Below are 14,408 nucleotides of genomic sequence, written 5' to 3' on the forward strand. Positions count from 1 at the left end.
CGGAGGCGCCCATGAACACCCCGAACCAGTCGGATCCCGCCGCGAACGCACCGATCGAGCCCGCCCAGCCCGAGGCTGCACCGACCCGGACCCACCGCTGGGGGCTCGGCGCGTTCTTCTTCGCGCAGGCGATCTTCGTGCTGGTTTCGGTGACGCTCGCGGCCGCGCTGGGCAGCCCGGACGGCATGGCCCTGGTCCTGATGCTGGTGCTGCCGACTGTGCTCGCCGGGGCGGTGGCCGTCCTGATCACCGTCGTGCGCGGCAACGGCCCGAGGCTGGACTTCGGCCTCGAATGGCGCTGGTCGGACGTCACCACCGGGCTGGCCATCGGCGGCATCGGCCTGGTCACGACGACCATCGCCACGATGCTGTGGGCGAAGTGGATGGGGCCGGACGCGCAGTCCACGGTGAGCAGCCTGGTCGACGGCGTGCAGCTGCCCCCAGCGCTGGCGGTGGTGATCTTCCTGCACATCTGGCTGGTCGCGCCGCTGTGCGAGGAGCTGCTCTACCGCGGGCTGCTCTGGGGCGCGATGGAACGGCTGCGGTGGAGCCAGCTGAACGTGTTCGTGCTCAGCACGGCCGTCTTCGCCATCGGGCACCTGGAGCCGGAGCGCACCGCGTTGCTGCTGGTCATAGCGATCCCGATCGGCGTGGCCCGGATGGTCACCGGGAGGCTGACGGCGAGCGTGGTCGCGCACCAGGTGAACAACTTCCTGCCCGCACTCGGCCTCCTGCTGCTCTCGCTGGGTCTGCTCCCGGCCTAGCGCGACGGCCGCCGGACGGGTCCGCGGTCGTGGCGGCGGCGGTATCTGGCACAATGGGATGCTGTTCGCCGCGAGGGGTCCCTCTCACCGCTTGTGGCCGCTTTTGACTAAGAGCATTCCACTCCGCTGCCCCACGCGGCTTGGCATGCTCACCGGAGCACCAACGAGAGTCTGAGGAGCACCAGCACCCGTGGCTGTGAAGATCAAGCTCGCGCGGATCGGCAAGATCCGCGAGCCGCACTACCGCATCGTCGTTGCCGACGCCCGCACCCGCCGCAACGGCCGGGCCATCGAGACGATCGGGCAGTACCACCCGAAGCAGAACCCGAGCGGCATCATCGTCAACTCGGAGCGGGTGCAGTACTGGCTGGGTGTCGGCGCGCAGCCGACCGAGCCGGTGCAGAACATCCTGGAGATTACCGGCGACTGGCAGAAGTTCAAGGGCCTGCCGGGCGCCGAGGGCCGGCTGAAGGTCGCCGAGCCGAAGCCGAGCAAGCAGGAGCTGTTCGAGGCCGCGCTGGCCGCCGCCGGCGAGGAGCCCACCACCGAGGCCACCACCCCGAAGAAGAAGGGTGCGAAGAAGGCCGAGGACAAGGCTGAAGAGAAGAAGTCCGAGGAAGGTCAGGCGTGACGGTCCTCGCGGACGCGCTTGAACACCTGGTGCGCGGCATCGTCGACAACCCCGACGATGTCCGCGTCCAGCTGCTCACGACCCGACGCGGTCGCACCCTCGAGGTGCACGTGAACCCGGACGACCTGGGCAAGGTCATCGGTCGCGGTGGTCGCACCGCGACCGCGCTGCGGACCGTGATGTCCGGCATCGGCGGCCGCGGCATCCGGGTCGACGTGGTCGACACCGATCGCTGAGCACGAACATGAGCGAGCCCGAGCTGCAAACCCTGGCCGTTGGCCGCATCGTCCGGCCGCACGGCGTGCGGGGGGAGCTTGTCGTCGAGGTGCTCACCGACAGTCCGGAGCTGCGTTTCGCTCCTGGCTCGGTGCTCGGGATGCAGCGTCGCGGGGTGGTCCGCGCGCAGAACCTGACGGTGACAGCCGCCCGGCAGCACGCCGGGCGGCTGCTCGTGCGTGCGGAGGGCGTCGAGGGCCGGGAGGCCGCCGAGGACCTGCGCGGCGTGCTGCTGACCATCAGCTCCGACGCCCTCGAACCGACCGACGACCCGGACGAGTTCCACGACCACGAGCTGACCGGCCTGCGGGTCGAGCGGGTCTCCGGCGAAGAGGTGGGCGAGGTGCGGGACGTCCTGCACACTCCTGCCGGTGAGCTGCTGGCCGTGCGCACCGCGGACGGTCGCGAAGTCCTGGTGCCGTTCGTCGCCGAGATCGTCCCCGAGGTCGACCTCGCCGCCGGTCGCCTGGTCGTCGATCCGCCGGAGGGCCTGCTCGAAGCCGAGTGACGCCGGACCGGCAACAGCAAGATCAAACCGCCCTCGCCGCCGGAGCGGGGGTTTTTCCTTTTCCGAGGGCCACATGCGCATCGACGTCATCACGATCTTCCCCGACTACCTGGCGCCGCTGCGGGAAGCGCTGCTCGGCAAGGCCATCGAGCGCGAGCGGATCGCGGTCGGCGTGCACGACCTGCGGGACTGGACGCACGACGTGCACCGGGCGGTCGATGACAGCCCGTACGGCGGCGGCCCCGGCATGGTGATGAAGCCGGACGTCTGGGGCGAGGCGCTCGACGGCGTTTGCGGCGCCGCCGACTCCGCCGCCCCGGTTCCCCGGCTGATCGTGCCGACCCCGGCCGGGCGGCCGTTCGACCAGCGCACCGCGATCCGCTGGTCCGCCGAGCCGTGGCTGGTGTTCGCCTGCGGCCGCTACGAGGGAATCGACCAGCGGGTGATCGACGACGCCGCCACCCGGATGCCGGTGGAGGAGGTGTCCATCGGCGACTACGTGCTGGTCGGCGGCGAGGTCGCCGCGCTGGTCATGATCGAGGCCGTGGCCCGCCTGCTGCCCGGAGTGCTGGGCAACCCGCTGTCGGCCGAGCAGGACTCGTTCTCCGACGGGCTGCTGGAAGGCCCCTGCTACACCCGCCCCGAGGTGTGGCGCGGGCGCGCGGTGCCGGACGTGCTGCGCTCCGGGAACCACGCCGCGATCGACCGCTGGCGCCGCGATCAGGCGCTGGCCAGGACCTACCAGCGGCGCCCGGACCTGCTGGCCGAGCTGCCGGAGGGGACCCTGAACAAAGCCGACCGAGCGCAACTCGATAAACTGCGGGAGTCGGAGCATTCCGACGAGTCCCGGGATGCCGGAGACGCGCAGCGCTGACCCCGCGTCGGCGGGGGCGGTTCAGACGCCGAAGTGCGGATCTGGCACACTGGAACGGTTGATGCAGCCGAATGACGAGTTCGGCGGGCTCACAAGCAAGTTCACCCCGTGGCAGGCGGTGCCCACCAGTAGGTCGGGTCATCGACGTTGGAGAACACGGGTGCCTTCGACACGGATGAGGACGGACCACCGATGAACACCCTGGACGCGCTGGACGCCCAGTCGTTGCGTTCCGACATTCCGGCCTTCCGGCCTGGCGACACGCTGAAGGTCCACGTCCGCGTCATCGAGGGTTCGCGCGAGCGGATCCAGGTCTTCCAGGGCGTGGTCATCCGCCGCCACGGCGATGGCGTCCGGGAGACCTTCACCGTGCGCAAGATTTCCTTCGGTGTCGGTGTGGAGCGGACGTTCCCGGTGCACACCCCGAACATCGCGCAGATCGAGGTCGCGGCGCGCGGTGACGTTCGGCGGGCGAAGCTGTACTACCTGCGCGAGCTGCGCGGCAAGAAGGCGAAGATCAAGGAGAAGCGCGAGACCGCGCCGGCTTCCTGATCGACAGCCACTCGGAATCACGACAACGGCCCAGGTGCTCGCACCTGGGCCGTTTCGCGTGTCCGGACGTGCGCGTTTCGCCCGGTGGTGGCGGGAACCGGGTGTTCCACCTTCGAGTGATCGCCGGGGGTGCTGCGCCCCGCCGTGGTGCCGACCCGAATGGGATGTACCGGAAAAGAGCACGTCACAGCGGCACCGCGCGGCGGTGGAACGGGTCACCGGAGCCGGGGGAGCGCGACGGCGCCCACTGCGGTTCCAGTAGCCTGGCCAGGTGGCCGACGTCATGCGCAGCGGATCAGCGGAAGACCCCCAGGGTGCGGAGCACTCCAGCGGTGCCCCGGACGAGCCGGGCGGTACTCCCCGTCGCCGCAAGCCCAAGGACAAGAAGAAGGGCTCGTTCTGGCGCGAGCTGCCGATCCTGATCGTCACCGCACTCGTGCTGACGGTGCTCATCCAGGCCTTCCTGGCCAGGGTGTACGTGATCCCGTCGCAGTCGATGGAGCAGACCCTGCACGGGTGCACCGGCTGCAACAACGACCGGGTGCTGGTGGACAAGATCACCTACCGCTTCAGTGATCCGGAGCCGGGCGACGTGGTGGTGTTCCGCGGCCCGCAGCCCTGGGTGCAGAACGAGTTCGAGGCGGACGAGCCGTCCAACCCCGTCGCCGGCTTCTTCCAGGGCGCGGCTTCGCTGCTGGGCTTCGGCGCCCCGGACGAGAAGGACTTCGTCAAGCGGGTGATCGCCGTCGGCGGTCAGACCGTGGAGTGCTGCGACGCGCAGAACCGGGTGCTGGTCGACGGCAAGCCGCTCAACGAGCCGTACCTGTACTGGGAGCCCGGCCGTGGGGTCGGCCAGGACGAGTTCAAGGCCGTGACGGTCCCGCCGGGGCACCTGTGGGTGATGGGCGACAACCGCAACGACTCGGCGGACTCGCGGGTGCAGGGCGGTGGCGGCACCAACGGTGCGGTGCCGGTCGACAACGTGATCGGCAAGGCTCAGCTGATCGTCCTGCCGCCGACCCGCTGGCAGAGCATCCCGGAGCCGAACCCGCAGACCACCGCGCTGGGCGCGCCTGGCTGGCAGACCGGGGTGCCGTTGGGCGTCGGTTTCGCCGCGGCGTTCCCGACGCTCTGGCTGGGTCGTAGGCTCGTCGGTGTGGTGAAGCAGCGACGGTCGCCGGAGTGACGTCGACGTGACGGTGGCGGCGTTCCGGCCGCCGAGGTCGGTGATCCGGCGCAGCAGCGGTAATTGGGCTCTTCAGAGCGCGCTGGACCGCCGGGGCCTCGGCCCGGTGGCAGGTGTGGACGAGGCCGGGCGCGGTGCGTGCGCGGGCCCGCTCGTGGTGGCGGCGTGCGCGCTCCGCCCGGGCGACGCGCGGCGGTTCGACGGGCTGACGGACTCGAAGGTGCTTTCGGAGGCCGACCGGGAGCGCCTGTACGGCCGCATCACCGAGCGGGCCTTGAGCTGGTCGACCATCGTGATCTCGGCCGAGGACGTAGACGCGCTCGGCATCCACGTGGCGAACCTGGAGGGCATGCGGCGGGCGGTCGCGCAGCTGAACCCGCACCCCGGCTACGTGCTGACCGACGGCTTCCGGGTGTCGGGGCTCGCGACGCCCAGCGTGGCGGTGGTGAAGGGCGACCTGGTCGCGGCCTGCGTGGCCGCGGCGTCGGTGCTGGCGAAGGTGACCCGGGACCGGATGATGACCGCGCAGCTGCACGCCGAGTTCCCGGACTACGGGTTCGACGTGCACAAGGGGTACAGCACGCCGGTGCACTCGGCCCGGCTGAAGCAGTTCGGCCCCTGCGTCGAGCACCGGTGGTCGTACGCGAACGTGGTCGCTGCGGCGCAGCGGCACGGGATGCGCTCGCCGCGAACCGTGACGAGCAAGCCCGGGTTGTTCGATGCTTCCGACAGGGATGTGGTGGACAATGAGGCGTTGTAGTCCGAACGGCAATGCAGAAGGGCTCGCACAGCGATGAGCGCCGAGGATCTCGAGAAGTACGAGACCGAGATGGAGCTGCAGCTCTACAAGGAGTACCGCGACATCGTCGGGCAGTTCACCTATGTCGTGGAGACGGAACGGCGCTTCTACCTGGCCAACGCGGTGGACGTGCAGGTGCGCAACTCCGACTCGGAGGTCTACTTCGAGGTGGCGATGTCGGACGCGTGGGTGTGGGACATGTACCGCCCGGCGCGGTTCGTCAAGAACGTGCGGGTGATCACGTTCAAGGACGTCAATGTGGAGGAGCTGGACAAACCGGACTTGCGGCTGCCGGAGAGCGGCCCGTTCGGTTCCTGATCCCGGTCCAGAGGAAGCTCGGGTGGCCCGAAATCCGGCCGCCCGAGCTTTTTCATGCGCGCATGCCGACCGGTCGTGGCGACGCCGCGGTTTTGCAGAATGCGCAGTGCGCAAAGCATTTTTGATTCGGAAGTGGGTCGTCCCCACTCGTCGGGGTGAGCCGAGTTGTCCACAGGGGATTGATTAGTCCACAGATTCCGGAATATCACTGGATATCGGCTTTGCTTCCGGGCAAGTTGGATTCATCGACGTGCCCGGAACCGTTGGCGCAATTGGCGAAAATCGCTCGCATGCGTCCGGGATGCCGGCACGGAACCGAATCCCGAACCGAGGAGGAAGCCGTGCGCCGGAAGAAGGTTGTAGGCCAGCTGTCGGATGACGACACCAGAGGCCGCAGACACGCGTTGGGAATCGAGGGGGAGCGGCTGGCGGCCGTGCTCCTGGAACGTCGTGGTCTGACCGTGCTGGACCGGAATTGGCAGTGCCCGCAAGGAGAACTCGACATCGTCGCCACCGACGGCGACACGGTGGTGTGCTGCGAGGTCAAGGCCCGCTCCGGCGTCGACTACGGCGGACCGGAGTACGCGCTCGTCCCGGAGAAGATCAACCGGATCCGGAGCGTGGCCCGGTCTTGGCTGGCCGAGCGCCGATTGGTGGGTTGCCGGGTGCGGTTCGACGTCGTGTCGGTGCTGTGGCCGCCGGGCAAGCGCCCCCGCATCAAGCATCTCGAGGGGGTGTTCTAGATGGTGCTGCGGAAGACGTGGGCGGTCGCGCTCTTCGGAGTGGACGGCGCGCTCGTCGAGATCGAAGCCGACGTGCGGAAGGGAGGACTGCCATCGCTGCAGCTCCTCGGGCTGCCCGACACCGCCCTGCAGGAATCGAAGAACCGGGTGCGCGCGGCGATCCAGAACTGCAAGGAGGACTGGCCGGCGAGCTGCGTGACGCTGGCGTTGTCCCCGGCCGCGATGCCCAAGACCGGCACGTCGTACGACTTGGCGCTGGCCTGCGCGGTGCTGGCCGGGGCGGAACTGGTCCCACCGCACCGGCTGGCGGGCACGGTGCTGTTCGGCGAGCTCGCCCTGGACGGGCGGATTCGGCCGGTCCGAGGGCTGCTGCCGGCGTTGCTGACCGCTAGGCGGGAGGGCATGCGCCGGGCGGTGGTGCCGGCCGACGGGATGGCCGAGGCGCACCTCGTGGAAGGCATCGACGTGCTCGGCGCCGAACACCTGCGGGACGTCGTGGCCTGGCTGCGCGACCTCGGCGAGCTCGACCGCCGACCGCCACCGGACGCCGAGCCACCGGTCGAGCACGAAGCGCCGGACCTGTCCGACGTGCTCGGCCAGCCCGAGGCGAGGTGGGCACTGGAGGTCGCCGCGGCGGGCGGTCACCACCTGCTGATGGTCGGGCCGCCGGGCACCGGCAAGACGATGCTGGCCAAGCGCCTGAGCGGACTGCTGCCGAGCCTGACCGTGCCGGAGGCGCTTGAGGTCACCGCGATCCGCTCGATCGCCGGTGACCTGCCCGAGTCGGCGACGCTGATCCGGACGCCGCCGTTCGTCGCGCCGCACCCCTCGCTGTCGATCCCGGCCCTCATCGGCGGCGGTACCGGGTTGGCGAGGCCGGGCGCGGTCAGCAGAGCACATCGCGGGGTGCTGCTGCTGGACGAGGCATGCGAATTGGGTGCGAAGCGGTTGGAGGCGTTGCGCACGGCGCTGGAGGAAGGCGAGATCCGGCTGGCCCGGCGAGACGGCACGCTGCGCTACCCGGCGCGGTTCCAGCTGGTCCTGGCGACGAACCCGTGCCCGTGCGCGCCGGCTCGGGATCTCGACTGCCAGTGCCCGCCGCAGGTGCGGCGGCGCTACCTCGGCAAGCTGTCCGGGCCGTTGCTGGACCGGGTCGACCTGCGGGTCCGGATGCGCCCGATCACCGCGATGACCGTCCAGGCCGGTGCCGAGCCGGAGGGCAGCGCGGTGGTGCGCAAGCGGGTGGAGAACGCGCGAGCGGCGGCCCGGCAGCGGTGGTCCGCGCACGGGTGGCAGACCAACACGGAGGTGCCGGGGCCGGTGCTGCGGCGCGAATTCGCGCTGCCCGCGGCGGCAACGGCGTTGCTGGACCGCGGGCTGGAAGTCGGCGCGATCACCGCGCGCGGTGCAGATCGGTGCTTGCGCGTCGCCTGGACGCTGGCCGATCTGGACGGGCGGGATCAACCGGATGCGGAGCACGTGGCTGCGGCCCTGGAGTTCCGGGACAGGAGGGCGGCGTGATGGCTCGATGGGCTTCGATGGGGGAGCGGGCGAAGCGGGAACTGCTGGTAGCCAGGGCCTTCCTGGTCGCCGTCGCCGAACCACCCGCTCCGGCGCTGGCCAGGTTCGTCACGGAACACGGCCCTTGCCGCGCCGTCGGCCTGATCCAGCGGGAGACGGCGCCGGCGGATGTCACGGCGGAGGTCGAGGCACGGCGATGGCACGTTTCGGGCGAACAGCTGCTGGTGGCGGCCGAGGCCGCCGGTGTCCGGCTGGTCGTACCGGAGGATCCGGAGTGGCCGCGCGAGGCGTTCGACGGCCTGTTCGGGGCGAGATCGGTCGACCTGCCGGGGATCGCCGAGCCGATCGCGCTGTGGGTCCGCGGCAAGGCGGTGCTGGCCGAGGCGGCGGAGCAAGCGGTGGCCATCGTCGGTGCCAGAGCCGCTACCGGCTATGGCGAGCACGTAGCGGCGGAGTTCGGCCACGGGCTGGCGACGGCGGGGTTCACGGTCGCATCGGGGGCGGCGTACGGCATCGACGGCGCAGCGCACCGGGGCGCGCTCGCCGCGGGCGGCCTGACGGTGGCGTTCCTCGCCTGCGGCGTCGACGTCGACTACCCGGCGGGGCACGGCAGGCTGCTGCGCGCCATCGCCGACCAGGGCGCCGTCGTGAGCGAGTATCCGCTCGGTACGCCGCCGCGGAAGCACCGCTTCCTGGTGCGCAACAGGCTGATCGCGTCGTTCGGCAGCGCGACGGTGGTGGTCGAGGCGGGCGCGCGCAGCGGCGCCGCCAACACCGCGCACACCGCGGATGCCCTGGGAAGGCCGGTGTTGGCCGTGCCCGGGCCGGTGACCTCCAAGAATTCCGTTGGCTGCCACGGAATGGTGCGGTCCGGTCAGGCCGTGCTGGTCACCCGAACGCAGGAGGTCCTAGAAGCGCTGAGCCCGCTCGGCGCGCAACTGGAGGTGGAAATCCCTGCCCAGCCGCGCCGAACCGACGCGCTGCATCCGGACGCGCGGCGCCTGCACGATGCGCTGACCGGCATCGATTGCGCCAGCGCGGACGAGCTGGCGCGAGATTCTGGGCTGCCGCTGGGCAAAGTACGGGCGCTGCTGCCGGAACTGGAGCTGGCCGGGTTCGTGGCGCGGTCCGAGCGGGGGTGGTCGATGACGGGGTCATGACGTGGACGCAGATGAGCCCCCGTCGCGCAAGACGATTCGCGTATCGGTCAAGTGATCATGATTCGGCGTGGCGATGCTTGACCGACGCGGGTGGAACGGCCAGCTTCGATACATGGCCCGCACACGTTCCGCCGAACCGCGAAGACCGGATCTTCGCGCGGCTCGGGCAAAACTGCCCGAGCGACTCGGAACCGCGGTCGACGCGTTCGAACGACACCTCGCCGCAGAACGCGGGTTATCCGCGCACACCGTTCGCGGATACATCGGCGACATCGTCTCGTTGCTGGGGCACCTCGCCGGTTCGGCCGACGATGCAACCCTTGCTGCGCTGGACATTTCCGTCCTGCGGGAATGGCTTTCGGCGCAACACGCGCACGGCGTGAGCCGGGCGACGCTCGCCCGGCGGACCGCGTCGGCCCGCACGTTCACCGGGTGGGCGTTCCGCGCCGAGCTGCTGCCCGTCGATCCGGGCCCGCGGCTCTCGGTTCCGTCGAAGCAGCGGAAACTGCCCGCCGTGCTGCGCGTTGACCAGGCAGGTTCGGCGATGCAGGCTTCGGCGGTGGGCGCGGAGCAGGGGGATCCGGTGGCCTTGCGGGACCACGCTGTGCTCGAACTGCTGTATGCCACCGGAATCCGCGTCGCCGAGCTCTGCGGGCTGGATGTCGACGACGTCGATCGCGAGCGCCGGCTGGTCCGCGTGATCGGTAAAGGAGACAAAGAACGCGCTGTGCCGTTCGGTGTACCGGCGGATCAGGCGCTAGGACGCTGGCTTTCCGCTGGTCGGCCGATATTGGCTCGGGAATCGTCGGGCGCCGCGTTGTTCCTGGGTGTCCGAGGTGGACGGCTCGACCCGCGTGCGGTGCGCCGCACCGTTCACGACGCGGTCGGCGTGGTTTCCGGTGCCCCGGACGTCGGACCGCATGGGCTGCGCCACTCGGCTGCGACCCATTTGTTGGAGGGCGGTGCGGACCTCCGTAGCGTTCAGGAGTTGCTTGGTCACGCTACGCTCGCAACGACCCAGCTTTACACCCACGTGACCGTTGAACGGCTGAAGGCGATCCATGACCGAACCCACCCCCGTTCCTGACCACACCGGGGGCGGCGCCGACACGGTGGCCGCGAGATCGACCTCGGTACCGGTAACTGCCCGTGACCAAGGCGGTGGAACCAACGGCCACGTCGGCGACCGCCTCGCGCGCCGGCTGTCCGTGGCGACCGCCGAGCCTGCCAGGCCGGCCGCGGGCAGGGATCAGCGCAGCGGAGACGAGGTCGAGGCCGGGATAGTCGCGCTGTGGCAGGCGTTCGGGCAGCGGCGTGACCAGGAACTGCGCGACCGGCTGGTGCTGCACTACGCGCCGCTGGTCAAGTACGTGGCGGGTCGTGTCGGCACCGGGCTGCCGTCGCACGTCGAGGTCTCCGACCTGATCCAGTCCGGGATCTTCGGGCTGGTCGACGCGATCGAGAAGTTCGAACCGGAACGCGGCCTGAAGTTCGAGACGTACGCCATGCAGCGCATCCGCGGTGCCATCCTCGACGACCTGCGGGCCCAGGACTGGGTGCCGAGGTCGGTGCGCAGCCGCGCCCGCGACGTGGAGCGGGCGCTGGAGCGCCTGGAGGCGAAGCTGCAGCGCACTGCGACCGATGCGGAACTGGCCAGCGAGCTCGAACTGTCGCTCGACGAGCTGCGCGAGCTGTTCGCGCAGCTGCAGATGACCAGCGTGATCGCGCTCGACGACCTGATCGGCGCGGGGACGGCGCAGGCGTCGCTGGCCGAAACGCTGCCCGACGACCGGGCCGAAGACCCGGTCGCGGCCCTGGTGGACCAGGACAGCCGGCGCCAGCTGGCCGAGGCGGTGGAACGGCTCAGCGATCGGGACCGCGTGGTGGTGACCCTCTACTACTTCGAGAACCTGACGCTGGCCGAGATCGGGAAGGTGCTCGGCGTCACCGAATCGCGGGTCTGCCAGCTGCACACCCGCGCGGTCCTGCGCCTGCGCACCAAGCTCACCGAACAGGCCTGACCGGCGACTCGGCGGGAACCGACGCATCGGTCCCCGCCGAAGAACGCCACGGCGCCGGTGTCACTGCCACGGCTTGAGCCGGACGTGGCCGAACCCGAGCAGGCGCAGCGGGTCGAGGTAGTTCAGGCGTTGCCGGGCACCCCAGTGCAGGCAGGCCCGCGGCGGCTCGGCGGCGCACTCCGGATGGCCCGGCTCCAGGTGACCGATCGGTTGCCCACGGGTGACCTGGTCGCCGACCGAGACACCCGGGGCGACCGGCTCGTAGGTGGTGCGCAGGCCGCCGGTGTGCTCGATGGAGATCAGGTTCCGGTCCACCATCCAGCCCGCGTAGACGACCACGCCGTCCCCGGCCGCCAGCACCGGTTGGCCGGCCTCTCCCGCGAGATCGACGCCCCGGTGACCCGGGCCGAAGGCGTGCGCCGGAGCCTCGAAGGGGCGAACGACGGCTGGAGGCGGGGCCAGCGGCCAGCCGAACAACGCGTCCGCCGAAGGCGAGGCGCGCAGTGGTGTGCTGGTCATCGGCAGTGCCGGCTCCGCGGCAGGCAGCCCGCGGGGCGGTTCGAGTTCTGCGGTCAGGCCGAGGGATGCGGCGGCGCCGCAGCAGACGAGGGTGGAGATCAACAAGCGCATGGTCCAACGGTGGCCGCCGGCGGTCCAGGTGAACAGGGGGAAACCCAGATCTGTGGACAAACCAGGCCGCTGTGGACAACTCGCAGTCCACGATCGGGTCAGCCGGGGCGTCCAGTACACTGTCAACGCGGTTTCGTGTCCGCACGGACCGACTTCGCGTGCCCGCACGCCATGCCTGCGCAAGTGGCCCGACCTCACGGTCGGCCGCCGAGCGGAACAGTACCGAGTTCGAGATCTCGGTCGCTGTTGCTCCTCGCAGGGTGCCGGTGCTCCCGCGGTCCCGAGCTCGTCGAGCGAGGGTGGGGGCGACCGGGCGGGTACCAGGGCGACGGACCACCCGGTCCGCCGCGGCAACCGAATAGCGCGCCAACCGGCGCGCCCGACTCAAGAGGTGCGAACCAGGCCATGGCCGTCGTCACCATGAAGCAGCTGCTCGATAGCGGCGTGCACTTCGGGCATCAGACCCGGCGCTGGAACCCGAAGATGAAGCGCTACATCTTCACCGAGCGCAACGGCATCTACATCATCGACCTGCAGCAGACGCTGACCTACATCGACGGGGCGTTCGACTTCGTCAAGCAGACGGTCGCGCACGGCGGGACGATCCTGTTCGTCGGCACCAAGAAGCAGGCGCAGGAAGCGATCGCCGAGCAGGCTCTGCGGGTCGGCATGCCGTTCGTGAACCAGCGCTGGCTGGGTGGCATGCTCACCAACTTCCAGACCGTCCACAAGCGTCTGCAGCGTCTCAAGGAACTCGAGACCATGGAGCAGACCGGGGGCTTCGAGGGCCGCACCAAGAAGGAAATCTTGATGCTGACCCGCGAGAAGGACAAGCTCGAGAAGACCCTCGGCGGTATCCGCGACATGAGCAAGGTGCCCAGCGCCGTGTGGATCGTGGACACCAAGAAGGAGCACATCGCCGTCGGCGAGGCCCGGAAGCTGGGCATCCCGGTCGTCGCGATCCTGGACACCAACTGCGACCCGGACGAGGTCGACTACCCGATCCCGGGTAACGACGACGCGATCCGCTCGGCCGCTCTGCTGACCCGCGTGGTCGCCGACGGTGTCGCCCAGGGCCTGATGGCCCGCAGCGGCCGCACCAACGGTGCCCCGGAGGGCGAGGAGAAGCCGGCCGGTGGCGAGCCGCTGGCCGAGTGGGAGAAGGAGCTGCTGGCCGGCTCCGGCCAGGCCGCCGAAGCCACCCCTGAGGGCGGCGAGCAGGCCGCGCAGTCCTGAGTCCGCTTGCCGCGCGCCGGTCATGAGATCGGCGCGCGGCGCGGTCCGGCTACCCGTCAGACGACCTGGCGGGTGCCACCCGGGCCGGGTTCGCATCCCTGCTGAGCTGGTTGAACGCCACGGGACGCGGCCCGGCCGATGTCTGCAAGACCTTCGAAGCTGCGTACTAAGAGGGACGGATAACGCACGATGGCGAACTTCAGTGCGGCCGACGTCAAGCGTCTTCGCGAGCTGACCGGCGCCGGCATGATGGACTGCAAGAAGGCTCTTGAGCAGGCCGACGGCGACTTCGACAAGGCCGTCGAGAGCCTGCGCATCAAGGGCGCCAAGGACGTCGGCAAGCGCGCCGAGCGCGCCACCGCCGAGGGCCTGGTCGCCGCCGACGGCGGTGTGCTGATCGAGCTGAACAGCGAGACCGACTTCGTCGCCAAGAACGACGAGTTCATCGAGCTGGCCAACAAGATCGTCGCCGCGGTCAAGGCCGCCGGTGCCGGTGACCTGGAAGCCGCCCTGGCGGCCCCGCTGGACGGCAAGACCGTCTCCGAGGTCATCCAGGAGCTGTCGGCCAAGATCGGCGAGAAGATCGAGCTGCGCCGCGTCGCCAAGTTCGACGGCGAGGTGGCCACCTACCTGCACCGCCGCTCCGCAGACCTGCCCCCGGCGGTCGGCGTGCTGGTCGAGTTCACCGGTGGCAACGCGGACGCCGCGCGCGGCGCCGCGATGCAGGTCGCCGCGCTCAAGCCGAAGTACCTGAGCCGCGACGACGTCCCGGCGGACATCGTCGCCAACGAGCGGCGCATCGCCGAGGAGACCGCGAAGGCCGAGGGCAAGCCGGAGCAGGCGCTGCCGAAGATCGTCGAGGGTCGCCTGAACGGGTTCTTCAAGGAGAACGCGCTGCTGGACCAGTCGTCCGTGCAGGAGAGCAAGAAGACCGTCAAGGCCCTGCTCGACGAGGCCGGCGTCACCGTCACCGGTTTCGTCCGGTTCGAGGTCGGCCAGGCCTGACCGGTCGCTGTTCGGCGGCACGTCGGGCGGCACCCCGATCAGGTGGTGCGCCGCCGGTTCACCGGGTGCGGTGAAATCGGTGGCGGCCCGGCGGCCGCGACTCACGGCATCAGCGCCCCGCCTTCGTTCGCAAGGCGGGGCGCTTTCGCAAGATCACGGCGCCGGAACCCGGTGCCGTTGTCGG

17 protein-coding genes are annotated in these 14,408 nt (G+C 70.2%); 16 read left to right on the top strand and 1 reads right to left on the bottom strand.

Going from position 1 to position 14,408, the window contains the following annotated elements:
- The first annotated feature begins 11 nt into the window (after positions 1–11).
- The 14 genes from BLW84_RS07425 (at position 12) to whiG (ending at position 11,353) form a co-directional block, all read left to right on the top strand.
- Entirely contained in the window at positions 12–764 is a 753-nt protein-coding gene (locus tag BLW84_RS07425; RefSeq protein WP_093262766.1) for a CPBP family intramembrane glutamic endopeptidase, read from the top strand.
- Between the two features lie 190 nt (positions 765–954).
- Positions 955–1,395 carry a 30S ribosomal protein S16 gene (gene rpsP, locus BLW84_RS07430; RefSeq protein WP_093262768.1) on the top strand — a complete coding sequence of 147 codons (441 nt, stop codon included), beginning with the start codon at positions 955–957 and terminating at the stop codon, positions 1,393–1,395.
- Positions 1,392–1,631, top strand: coding sequence for an RNA-binding protein (locus tag BLW84_RS07435; protein WP_010305954.1), 240 nt, complete (start codon positions 1,392–1,394; stop codon positions 1,629–1,631). The genes rpsP and BLW84_RS07435 overlap by 4 nt, the downstream gene beginning before the upstream one ends.
- An 8-nt stretch (positions 1,632–1,639) precedes the next feature.
- Positions 1,640–2,179: a ribosome maturation factor RimM gene (gene rimM / locus BLW84_RS07440; RefSeq protein WP_093262771.1), complete on the top strand. Its 540-nt coding sequence runs from the start codon at positions 1,640–1,642 to the stop codon at positions 2,177–2,179.
- A 73-nt stretch (positions 2,180–2,252) separates the two neighbouring features.
- On the top strand, positions 2,253–3,053 hold the full coding sequence (trmD, locus tag BLW84_RS07445) for a tRNA (guanosine(37)-N1)-methyltransferase TrmD (protein ID WP_093262773.1): 801 nt from the start codon (positions 2,253–2,255) through the stop codon (positions 3,051–3,053).
- 192 nt (positions 3,054–3,245) lie between these two features.
- Positions 3,246–3,605, top strand: coding sequence for a 50S ribosomal protein L19 (gene rplS, locus BLW84_RS07450; RefSeq protein WP_093262775.1), 360 nt, complete (start codon positions 3,246–3,248; stop codon positions 3,603–3,605).
- Positions 3,606–3,876: 271 nt separating this feature from the next.
- Positions 3,877–4,791 carry a signal peptidase I gene (gene lepB, locus BLW84_RS07455; RefSeq protein WP_093262777.1) on the top strand — a complete coding sequence of 305 codons (915 nt, stop codon included), beginning with the start codon at positions 3,877–3,879 and terminating at the stop codon, positions 4,789–4,791.
- Positions 4,792–4,798: 7 nt separating this feature from the next.
- A complete protein-coding gene (locus BLW84_RS07460; protein WP_218157224.1) occupies positions 4,799–5,551 on the top strand; it encodes a ribonuclease HII in 753 nt (250 codons plus the stop codon).
- Positions 5,552–5,584: 33 nt separating this feature from the next.
- On the top strand, positions 5,585–5,908 hold the full coding sequence (locus tag BLW84_RS07465; RefSeq protein ID WP_009943624.1) for a DUF2469 domain-containing protein: 324 nt from the start codon (positions 5,585–5,587) through the stop codon (positions 5,906–5,908).
- A 341-nt stretch (positions 5,909–6,249) separates the two neighbouring features.
- The gene (locus BLW84_RS07470) at positions 6,250–6,651 is read left to right on the top strand and encodes a YraN family protein (protein ID WP_093263093.1); all 402 of its coding nucleotides are present in this window, start codon (positions 6,250–6,252) and stop codon (positions 6,649–6,651) included.
- Positions 6,652–8,172: a YifB family Mg chelatase-like AAA ATPase gene (locus tag BLW84_RS07475; protein WP_093262780.1), complete on the top strand. Its 1,521-nt coding sequence runs from the start codon at positions 6,652–6,654 to the stop codon at positions 8,170–8,172.
- The gene (gene dprA / locus BLW84_RS07480) at positions 8,172–9,332 is read left to right on the top strand and encodes a DNA-processing protein DprA (protein WP_093262781.1); all 1,161 of its coding nucleotides are present in this window, start codon (positions 8,172–8,174) and stop codon (positions 9,330–9,332) included. The genes BLW84_RS07475 and dprA overlap by 1 nt, the downstream gene beginning before the upstream one ends.
- A gap of 112 nt (positions 9,333–9,444) precedes the next feature.
- Positions 9,445–10,419: a tyrosine recombinase XerC gene (locus tag BLW84_RS07485; protein ID WP_093262782.1), complete on the top strand. Its 975-nt coding sequence runs from the start codon at positions 9,445–9,447 to the stop codon at positions 10,417–10,419.
- The gene (gene whiG / locus BLW84_RS07490) at positions 10,394–11,353 is read left to right on the top strand and encodes an RNA polymerase sigma factor WhiG (RefSeq protein ID WP_093262783.1); all 960 of its coding nucleotides are present in this window, start codon (positions 10,394–10,396) and stop codon (positions 11,351–11,353) included. The genes BLW84_RS07485 and whiG overlap by 26 nt, the downstream gene beginning before the upstream one ends.
- Positions 11,354–11,413: 60 nt before the next feature.
- Here whiG and BLW84_RS07495 read toward each other — a convergent pair whose 3' ends face one another.
- Complete coding sequence (locus tag BLW84_RS07495) at positions 11,414–11,983, bottom strand: M23 family metallopeptidase (RefSeq protein ID WP_093263095.1); 570 nt, start codon at positions 11,981–11,983, stop codon at positions 11,414–11,416.
- Positions 11,984–12,388: 405 nt separating this feature from the next.
- Here BLW84_RS07495 and rpsB point away from each other — a divergent pair, with 405 nt between their 5' ends.
- Both rpsB and tsf read left to right on the top strand, forming a co-directional pair.
- The gene (gene rpsB, locus BLW84_RS07500) at positions 12,389–13,219 is read left to right on the top strand and encodes a 30S ribosomal protein S2 (protein WP_093262784.1); all 831 of its coding nucleotides are present in this window, start codon (positions 12,389–12,391) and stop codon (positions 13,217–13,219) included.
- 189 nt (positions 13,220–13,408) lie between these two features.
- Complete coding sequence (gene tsf, locus BLW84_RS07505; RefSeq protein ID WP_093262787.1) at positions 13,409–14,224, top strand: translation elongation factor Ts; 816 nt, start codon at positions 13,409–13,411, stop codon at positions 14,222–14,224.
- Positions 14,225–14,408: the final 184 nt, after the last annotated feature.

Source organism: Saccharopolyspora shandongensis (genome assembly GCF_900106995.1).
Lineage (GTDB): Bacteria > Actinomycetota > Actinomycetes > Mycobacteriales > Pseudonocardiaceae > Saccharopolyspora > Saccharopolyspora shandongensis.

Excerpts from the sequence above, each read along its gene's own strand:
- BLW84_RS07465 (WP_009943624.1), top strand. The coding sequence starts at position 5,585 with ATGAGCGCCGAGGATCTCGAGAAGTACGAGACCGAGATGGAGCTGCAG.
- BLW84_RS07475 (WP_093262780.1), top strand. The coding sequence starts at position 6,652 with ATGGTGCTGCGGAAGACGTGGGCGGTCGCGCTCTTCGGAGTGGACGGC.
- rplS (WP_093262775.1), top strand. The coding sequence starts at position 3,246 with ATGAACACCCTGGACGCGCTGGACGCCCAGTCGTTGCGTTCCGACATT.
- trmD (WP_093262773.1), top strand. The coding sequence starts at position 2,253 with ATGCGCATCGACGTCATCACGATCTTCCCCGACTACCTGGCGCCGCTG.
- BLW84_RS07485 (WP_093262782.1), top strand. The coding sequence starts at position 9,445 with ATGGCCCGCACACGTTCCGCCGAACCGCGAAGACCGGATCTTCGCGCG.
- tsf (WP_093262787.1), top strand. The coding sequence starts at position 13,409 with ATGGCGAACTTCAGTGCGGCCGACGTCAAGCGTCTTCGCGAGCTGACC.
- dprA (WP_093262781.1), top strand. The coding sequence starts at position 8,172 with ATGGCTCGATGGGCTTCGATGGGGGAGCGGGCGAAGCGGGAACTGCTG.
- rpsB (WP_093262784.1), top strand. The coding sequence starts at position 12,389 with ATGGCCGTCGTCACCATGAAGCAGCTGCTCGATAGCGGCGTGCACTTC.
- whiG (WP_093262783.1), top strand. The coding sequence starts at position 10,394 with ATGACCGAACCCACCCCCGTTCCTGACCACACCGGGGGCGGCGCCGAC.
- BLW84_RS07425 (WP_093262766.1), top strand. The coding sequence starts at position 12 with ATGAACACCCCGAACCAGTCGGATCCCGCCGCGAACGCACCGATCGAG.
- rimM (WP_093262771.1), top strand. The coding sequence starts at position 1,640 with ATGAGCGAGCCCGAGCTGCAAACCCTGGCCGTTGGCCGCATCGTCCGG.
- BLW84_RS07495 (WP_093263095.1), bottom strand. The coding sequence starts at position 11,983 with ATGCGCTTGTTGATCTCCACCCTCGTCTGCTGCGGCGCCGCCGCATCC.